Source organism: Sandarakinorhabdus sp. (assembly GCF_031422795.1).
Lineage (GTDB): Bacteria > Pseudomonadota > Alphaproteobacteria > Sphingomonadales > Sphingomonadaceae > Sandarakinorhabdus.
Map to the genome: position 1 here is coordinate 1 of NZ_JANPML010000077.1, position 6,701 is coordinate 6,701.

The following is a 6,701-nucleotide window of genomic DNA, read 5'->3' on the forward strand; positions in this document are numbered from 1 at the left end:
ACGACAAGCTGCTGAATCCCGCCGAGCGCCCGTCAGCGCAAGGCTGCTTCGCGCATGAATGTCGGCTGGTGCGCCTGACCATCGCTGCGGATGCGCCGGACGAGGTGATGCTGAACTTCAGCATCAAGGATGGCGCCAGCATCACGGCGCGCGTGCCCGTCATCACGCAATGTGCAGACCCGCTGGCCAAGCCCTGACACGCCAAGCTGCCCGGAGACCAAGGAAGCGGGCCTCAGGCCCTGGCCGCCGGAGGCCTGCTTTCTTGATAATTCGGGTTCACTTGGTCCTGAGCGGCCGATCATCGGTGGCCGCCAGCCAGATCGCCGCCGTCCACGCCGCGACATTCTGATCGAGCTGCTTGCGGTCCACCTTGTCGAGCGTGTCGTCGGGCGTGTGGTGCACGTTGAAATAGCGCGTCATGTCCTGCCCCAGATCGATGATGCCAGCCCCCACCGCGGCCAGCGGCCCGACGTCTGGCCCGCCGCCGGCCTTGTTGGTGCGCGCCGCATCAATGCCCAGCGGCGCCAGCACTTCGGCCATTTCGGCGAACAGCGGCAGGCCGGTTTCGGCCACCTTGGAATCGAACGTGAAGATGCGATCGGCCCCGGCATCACTTTCGCCGGCCAGCACGATATTCTCCTGGCTGTGCGCTACGGCATAGGCGCGGCTGCCGATCAGCCCGAACTCCTCTGCGCCCCACAGCACCACCCGGATGGTGCGGCGCGGTGCCAGGCCAGTGCGCGTCACATGATCCTTGATCGCGGCCGCCGCCGCCATGGTGATGACGACACCTGCGCCATCGTCGAACACACCCTGGCCCTGATCCCAGCTGTCGAGATGCCCGCCCAGCACCACCACTTCGCCAGGAACGGAGCCGGGAATTTCGGCGGAGACATTGGCGGACTGGCCCGGCCGGCTGATGGGCGTTGCCAGCAATTGCATCGCGACCTGCCCGGCGGCACAGCGGCGGGCGAGTAGTTCGGCATCGGGCAGTGCCAGCGCCAGCGCCGGGATGGGGCTCACCCCGGCCGGGAATACGGTGCCGCCGGTGTGCGGATTGCGGTGATAATCGGTGCCCAGGCTGCGGATCAGCACGGCAACTGCGCCCCGTTGCGCGCCAAGCGCCGGCGCGGCGCGGCGCACGGCACCGTTCACGCCGTAACTGCTGCCATCCTGGGTGACTGTCATGCGGTGATCGATGAAGACGATGCGGCCTTTCACTTGGTTCTCAGGCGCGGCGCGGAAGGCGGCGAGGCTGGCGAAGCAGGTGACCGGTGCGGTGATGCCGCCGGCGGGCGTTGCGCCTGAAGTGCCGAGCGCGGTCAGCGCCAGCTGGTGATTGCTGCCCACGAGGGTGGCACTGGCCTGCCCGCGTTCCCACGCGGTCAACGGGAAGGCCTCCTCGCGGATGTTCACCAGACCCAGCTTCTGCAGTTCCGCCTTGGCCCACGCCCGGCCACGCGCTTCGGCTTCGCTGCCGGCAAGGCGCTGGCCCACCGTGTCGGTAAGGTTGGTCAGCAGGCCCCACGCCTTGTTGCCGGCCAACGCGCCATCGCGCAGCTGGGCAGCGGTGGCCAGCCGGTCGTTCGCCGCCGGCTGCGCCATGGCAGGAAGGGCGAGCAGGCAGGCAGCAGTGGCCAAGGTGGTGATGCGGCGCATGTGTGGGTTCCCCGTTGTATCGTTCGTCCTTTACGCGCCATCACTGCCCGGTCAATCGACGCGTTTGCGCCTATCGCGCCCATCGGCTAATGCAGCCGCGTCCCTGCCAACACCCAGAATCCGGAGCCTCCCTGTGGCCTATCAATATGCGTTTGTGATGAAGGGTCTGTCCAAGACCTATCCCGGCGCCAACAAGCCTTGTTTCAAGGATATCACCCTGTCGTTCCTGCCGGGGGCGAAAATCGCCATCATCGGCCCCAACGGCGCCGGCAAATCCACCTTGATGAAGGTGATCGCCGGCATGGACACAGAATATCAGGGCGAAGCCTGGGCGGCCGAAGGCGTGAAGGTGGGTTATCTGCCGCAGGAGCCGCAGCTTGATCCCACCAAGGATGTGAAGGGCAATGTGATGGACGGGGTGCGCCCCGTCGCCGATCTGGTCGACCGCTTCAATGCGATCAGCGCCGAAATGGCCGACCCCAAGGATGATACCGATTTCGACAAGCTGCTCGAGGAAATGGGCACGCTGCAGGAAAAGATCGACGCGGTGGATGGCTGGACCCTGGACAACCAGCTCGAAATCGCCATGGACGCGCTGCGCTGCCCGCCGGCAGACAGCGGCGTGGAGCGATTGTCGGGCGGTGAAAAGCGCCGCGTCGCGCTGTGCAAGCTGCTGCTGGAAAAGCCGGAAATCCTGTTGCTCGATGAGCCGACCAACCACCTTGATGCCGAAAGCGTGTCGTGGCTGGAAAACCACCTGAAAGAATATAAGGGCATGGTGATCCTGGTCACCCACGATCGCTACTTCCTTGATAATGTGGTGAAATGGGTGCTGGAACTGGATCGCGGCCGCGCCATTCCGTTCGAAGGCAATTATTCGGACTGGCTGGAAGCCAAGCAGAAGCGGCTTTCCCAGGAAGACCGTGAAGACGCCAGCCGCGAAAAGGCCATCAAGCAGGAGCTGGAGTGGATCCGCGCCAGCCCCAAGGCCCGCCAAACCAAGAGCAAGGCGCGCATCAAGGCCTTTGACGAACTGGTGGAAAAACAGGCCAATCGCCGTCTGGGCGAAGCGCAGATCCTCATCCAGATTCCGGAACGGCTGGGCAACAAGGTGATCGAGGCCACCAACCTTACCAAGAGCTATGGCGACAAATTGCTGTTTGAAAATCTGTCGTTCAGCCTGCCGCCCGGCGGAATTGTGGGCATTATCGGGCCGAACGGCGCCGGCAAGACCACGTTGTTCCGCATCATCACGGGCCAGGAAGTGCCCGACAGCGGCGAAATCAGCATCGGTGAAACGGTGAAGATGGCCTATGTCGATCAGAGCCGCGATGCACTGGCGCCAGACAAGAATGTTTGGGAAGAAATTTCCGGCGGCAACGACAAATTCTATTTCGGCAAGAACGAAGTGCTGACCCGCGCTTATGTAGGCGCGTTCAACTTCAAGGGGCCGGATCAGCAGAAGAAGGTGGGCCAGCTTTCCGGCGGTGAACGCAACCGCGTGCACATGGCCAAGATGCTGGTGAAGGGCGGCAATGTGCTGCTGCTCGATGAACCGACCAACGATCTCGACGTCGAAACGCTGCGCGCGCTGGAAGAAGCGCTGGAAAGCTTTGCCGGTTGCGCCGTGGTCATCAGCCACGATCGCTTCTTCCTCGATCGCCTGGCGACGCACATTCTGGCCTTTGAAGGCGACAGCCATGTTGAATGGTTCGAAGGCAATTTCGGCATGTATGAGGAAGACAAGCGCCGCCGGCTTGGTGACGCGGCGGACCGTCCGCATGCGTTGACGTACAAGAAACTCACGCGCTGATGCGGGCGCGCTCCCTCTTGACGCCTGCAATAATGTAACGACATAATAGCGGTCGTGGAGATCGAGTATGACGACGACAAGCGTGCTTTGACGCTTGCCCATCGTGGTCTCGATTTTCGTGATGCGCCGCGGCTGTTTGCCGGCACCAGCGTGACGCTGCTCGATGATCGCCGGGACTATGGTGAGCCGCGCTGGCTCAGTTATGGCTGGATCAACGGCCGGGCGGTGGCGTTGGTGTGGACGCAAAGAGGCAATCGGCGGCGGATCATTTCGATGCGCCACATGCATGAAGAGGAGGCGCGCGATGTCGGATTGGCAAGACCCTGATGACGCGCCGGTGATCACCCGCGCCATTGCCGAACGCGGCGACTGGCGGGTGGATGGCAAGGTGGTCAAGCCGGCGACCGGCACCTATCGCCGCGCTGGTCGGCCGCCGCAGGGGGACCAACCCAAGAGCCAAGTGACGCTGCGGCTGGATGCGGACGTGTTGGCGCGCTTCCGGGCCGAGGGGCCGGGCTGGCAGAGCCGCATCAACGCGATTTTGCGTAAGGCGGTCGGCGCTTAGGGCGCGACCCATTCCCCGGCCCAGCCATTCGCGCTGCGAAACACTGCCCGGCGATGCCCGCTGTTGGCCAGATGCAGCCAATCAATCGCCGTCACCTCGATCCACAGCGTCGCGAAATTCGGACGTGCTGGCCCGATCTGCTCTGCGGTCGGCTGCTGGCCTTCGATCCACGCCGGCAATCCCGACGACGGCCCGGGCAGGGGGGTGCCGGGCGGGTGTTCGGCCAGATAGCAGCGGCGGGCGAACAAGGTGGATTGGTTCCAGATACCCTCCACCACGTCATCATCTGTCAGCACGCGCGCCGTGCCGGTGATGCGCAATTGCACCTGCTCCCCCGGGTGATAGGCCAGCACGGCGACTGGTCTGCCATCCAGTTGCGCCACCTTGGGGCTGCGCGCATCGGTGTGCAGGCGCAGGGATGCGGCGGATTGTTCGGCCTTGCGCAGCACCATCACCCGGGCGTGGGGCAGGCCATGTTCATCGACGCTGGCGATCACCGGCGTATGCAGCGGGCTTTTTCGGTCAGCACCGCCGCGCACCAGCAGGCTCCAGGCGTGAGCCAGGATGGCGGGCAGATCTTCTTCTGGTCTCATTTCAATTCCACAATCACGTCCACTTCGACCGGCCAGCCGCGCGGCAGGCTGCCGGCGCCGGCGGCGACGCGCGGTGCCTTGCCGGCATCACCAAAGGCGGTGACCATCACTTCGGAAAAACCGTTCATCACTTCGGGATGCTGGGTGAAATCGGGCGTGGCGTTGACCAGCCCCATCACCTTGACCACGCGCTTCACCCGGCTCAGTTCGCCAAGTTGGGCCTTCAGCGTGGCCAGCACGCACAGGCCGACCTTGGCGGCATTGGCCTTGCCGGCGGCCACATCCATCGTCGCGCCCAGCTTGCCGGCAGCGCCCGCCGGGCATTCGCCGTGGCCGGCCAGGAACAGCAATTTGCCGACCCGCGCCGCCGGCACATAAAGCCCGATGGGCGCATTAGGCGGCGGCAGGGCAAGGCCCGCGGCGGCGAGACGCTGCTCGGGCGTGTCGGCAAGCGCGGGAGCAGCCATCAGGGCGACAGCGAAAAGGGCGATGCGCGCGGTGTGGATCATGGCTCCGGGGACTCCTTGCCGGGTTGATGGCTCCGGCCTAGCATCTGGCCGCAGAACATCAAACAGGGGGAGGGCGCATGACCGCCACATCGTTTCACGTGCCGGGATTTGCCCATGGGCCCAATGGCAGTGCGGCCGAAACCGATCCGGTCGTGCTGGGCCTGATGCAGGGCGCACCCGTGCCGGCCGACGCCCAGGTGCGCTGGACCGATGGGTCGATGTGGCGCTTCCCGCAGCAGCGCTGGGGCTTTTCCCATATGCGTGAACTGGTGCCGACGGTGAACATCGGGCGCGCCGGCCCGGTGAGCCTGTTGCCCGTGGCCCTGCGCGACGATCTGGATGATGTGCAACTGACGACACTGGACGGCGCCGCCATGACGTGGCGGGAATCGCTGGCGGCGACCTACACCGATGCGATCCTGATCCTGAAGGATGGCGTGGTGGTCTATGAACGCCACTTTGGCGCCACGACGCCGGCCACCCAACATATCCTGTTTTCCGTCACGAAAAGCTTTGTCGGCACCATCGCCGAGATGCTGATCAATGAAGGCAAGCTCAACCCGGATGCGAAGGCTGAAGCCTATGTGGCTGAACTGGCTGGTTCTGGCCTGGGCGATGCGACACTGCGCGAACTGTTGGACATGCGCACCGGCCTGGCCTTCAGCGAGGATTATGTGCCCGGCCAGAACGGGCTGACCGATGTGCAGCGCATGAGCATTGCCACCGGCTGGGTGCCGCGTCTGGCGGATTATGCCGGGCCAGATGGCAATTTCGCCTTTGTGGCGAGCCTGGGCAAGAATGCGGCGCACGGTGGCGATTTCGTCTATCGCACGCCCAACACCACGGCGCTGCAATGGATCATTGAACGCATCGAAGGCCAATCACTGGCGGCGCAGATCGAGGCGCGATTCTGGGCGCGGATGGGTATGGACCATGATGCGGCGCTGGGCGTGGATCGGATCGGCACCGGATTTGGCGGCGGCGGACTGATGGCGTCGTTGCGCGATATTGCCCGCATTGGCGAAATGATGCGGCTGGGCGGGCGCTGGAACGGTGCGCAGATCGTGCCGACCAGCACGGTCGAGCGCATCTTTGCCGGCGGCGATCCGGCGGCATTCGTGGCCTGCCAATATACCGGCAATCTCGATGGCAATTATGGCAGCCAATGGTGGCACCGCGCCGGCGGCCAGTTGATGGCGATGGGCGTGCACGGGCAAGGCATTTATGTCGACCAAGCGGCCGGCGTGGTCATCGCGCGGCTGGGCAGCCACCCGGTCGCCACCAATCGCGGCAATGCCGCGGTGACGACGCCGGCCTATGATGCGGTGGTGGCGGCGCTTCAATAAGCGCTGTTCACCAGCCGCATCGCGCCGGGTTCGATGGCGGTGAGCGCGCGGGCGGCGATGCGCGGCAGATCGACAGAGGGCAATTGCAGCACCTGGCCGGCAACGCGGCTGGCCTGACCGCAGAATCGGCGGCGATCCGGCACGCTGGCGAAGCCGTTATACAGCCGGGTCATCGCGACATCGTGGCGGGCCTGACCGACGCTGCCATGCTGCTGG

Annotated in this window: 8 protein-coding genes and 1 pseudogene; 5 read left to right on the forward strand and 4 right to left on the reverse strand. The window is 64.8% G+C overall.

Features of this window, described 5'->3' with window-relative positions; translation table 11 throughout:
• The coding region (locus RMO81_RS03110; RefSeq protein WP_310474274.1) for a hypothetical protein at nt 1-197 on the forward strand (197 nt) is incomplete at its 5' end.
• A 79-nt stretch (nt 198-276) separates the two neighbouring features.
• Here the strand turns inward: RMO81_RS03110 and RMO81_RS03115 are convergent.
• The gene (locus RMO81_RS03115) at nt 277-1,659 is read right to left on the reverse strand and encodes a M28 family peptidase (RefSeq protein ID WP_310474275.1); all 1,383 of its coding nucleotides are present in this window, start codon (nt 1,657-1,659) and stop codon (nt 277-279) included.
• Nucleotides 1,660-1,792: 133 nt separating this feature from the next.
• On the opposite strand from RMO81_RS03115, the gene ettA reads away from it, so the two are divergent.
• From ettA to RMO81_RS03130, 3 genes are read left to right on the forward strand one after another with little or no spacing between them, the layout of a single operon-like run.
• On the forward strand, nt 1,793-3,472 hold the full coding sequence (ettA, locus tag RMO81_RS03120; RefSeq protein ID WP_310474276.1) for an energy-dependent translational throttle protein EttA: 1,680 nt from the start codon (nt 1,793-1,795) through the stop codon (nt 3,470-3,472).
• A 54-nt stretch (nt 3,473-3,526) separates the two neighbouring features.
• On the forward strand, nt 3,527-3,799 hold the full coding sequence (locus RMO81_RS03125) for a BrnT family toxin (protein ID WP_310474277.1): 273 nt from the start codon (nt 3,527-3,529) through the stop codon (nt 3,797-3,799).
• Nucleotides 3,777-4,037 carry a BrnA antitoxin family protein gene (locus tag RMO81_RS03130; RefSeq protein WP_310474278.1) on the forward strand — a complete coding sequence of 87 codons (261 nt, stop codon included), beginning with the start codon at nt 3,777-3,779 and terminating at the stop codon, nt 4,035-4,037. The genes RMO81_RS03125 and RMO81_RS03130 overlap by 23 nt, the downstream gene beginning before the upstream one ends.
• Here the strand turns inward: RMO81_RS03130 and RMO81_RS03135 are convergent.
• On the reverse strand, nt 4,034-4,630 hold the full coding sequence (locus RMO81_RS03135; protein ID WP_310474279.1) for a pyridoxamine 5'-phosphate oxidase family protein: 597 nt from the start codon (nt 4,628-4,630) through the stop codon (nt 4,034-4,036). The two genes, RMO81_RS03130 and RMO81_RS03135, sit on opposite strands and share 4 nt — an antisense overlap.
• Nucleotides 4,627-5,139, reverse strand: a complete 513-nt coding sequence (locus tag RMO81_RS03140; protein ID WP_310474280.1) for a RidA family protein — start codon at nt 5,137-5,139, stop codon at nt 4,627-4,629. The genes RMO81_RS03135 and RMO81_RS03140 overlap by 4 nt, the downstream gene beginning before the upstream one ends.
• Nucleotides 5,140-5,216: 77 nt before the next feature.
• Here RMO81_RS03140 and RMO81_RS03145 point away from each other — a divergent pair, with 77 nt between their 5' ends.
• On the forward strand, nt 5,217-6,485 hold the full coding sequence (locus RMO81_RS03145; protein WP_310474281.1) for a serine hydrolase: 1,269 nt from the start codon (nt 5,217-5,219) through the stop codon (nt 6,483-6,485).
• Here RMO81_RS03145 and RMO81_RS03150 read toward each other — a convergent pair.
• Nucleotides 6,479-6,701: pseudogene (locus RMO81_RS03150) on the reverse strand (hypothetical protein); the annotation flags it as partial. The gene RMO81_RS03145 and the pseudogene RMO81_RS03150 overlap by 7 nt on opposite strands.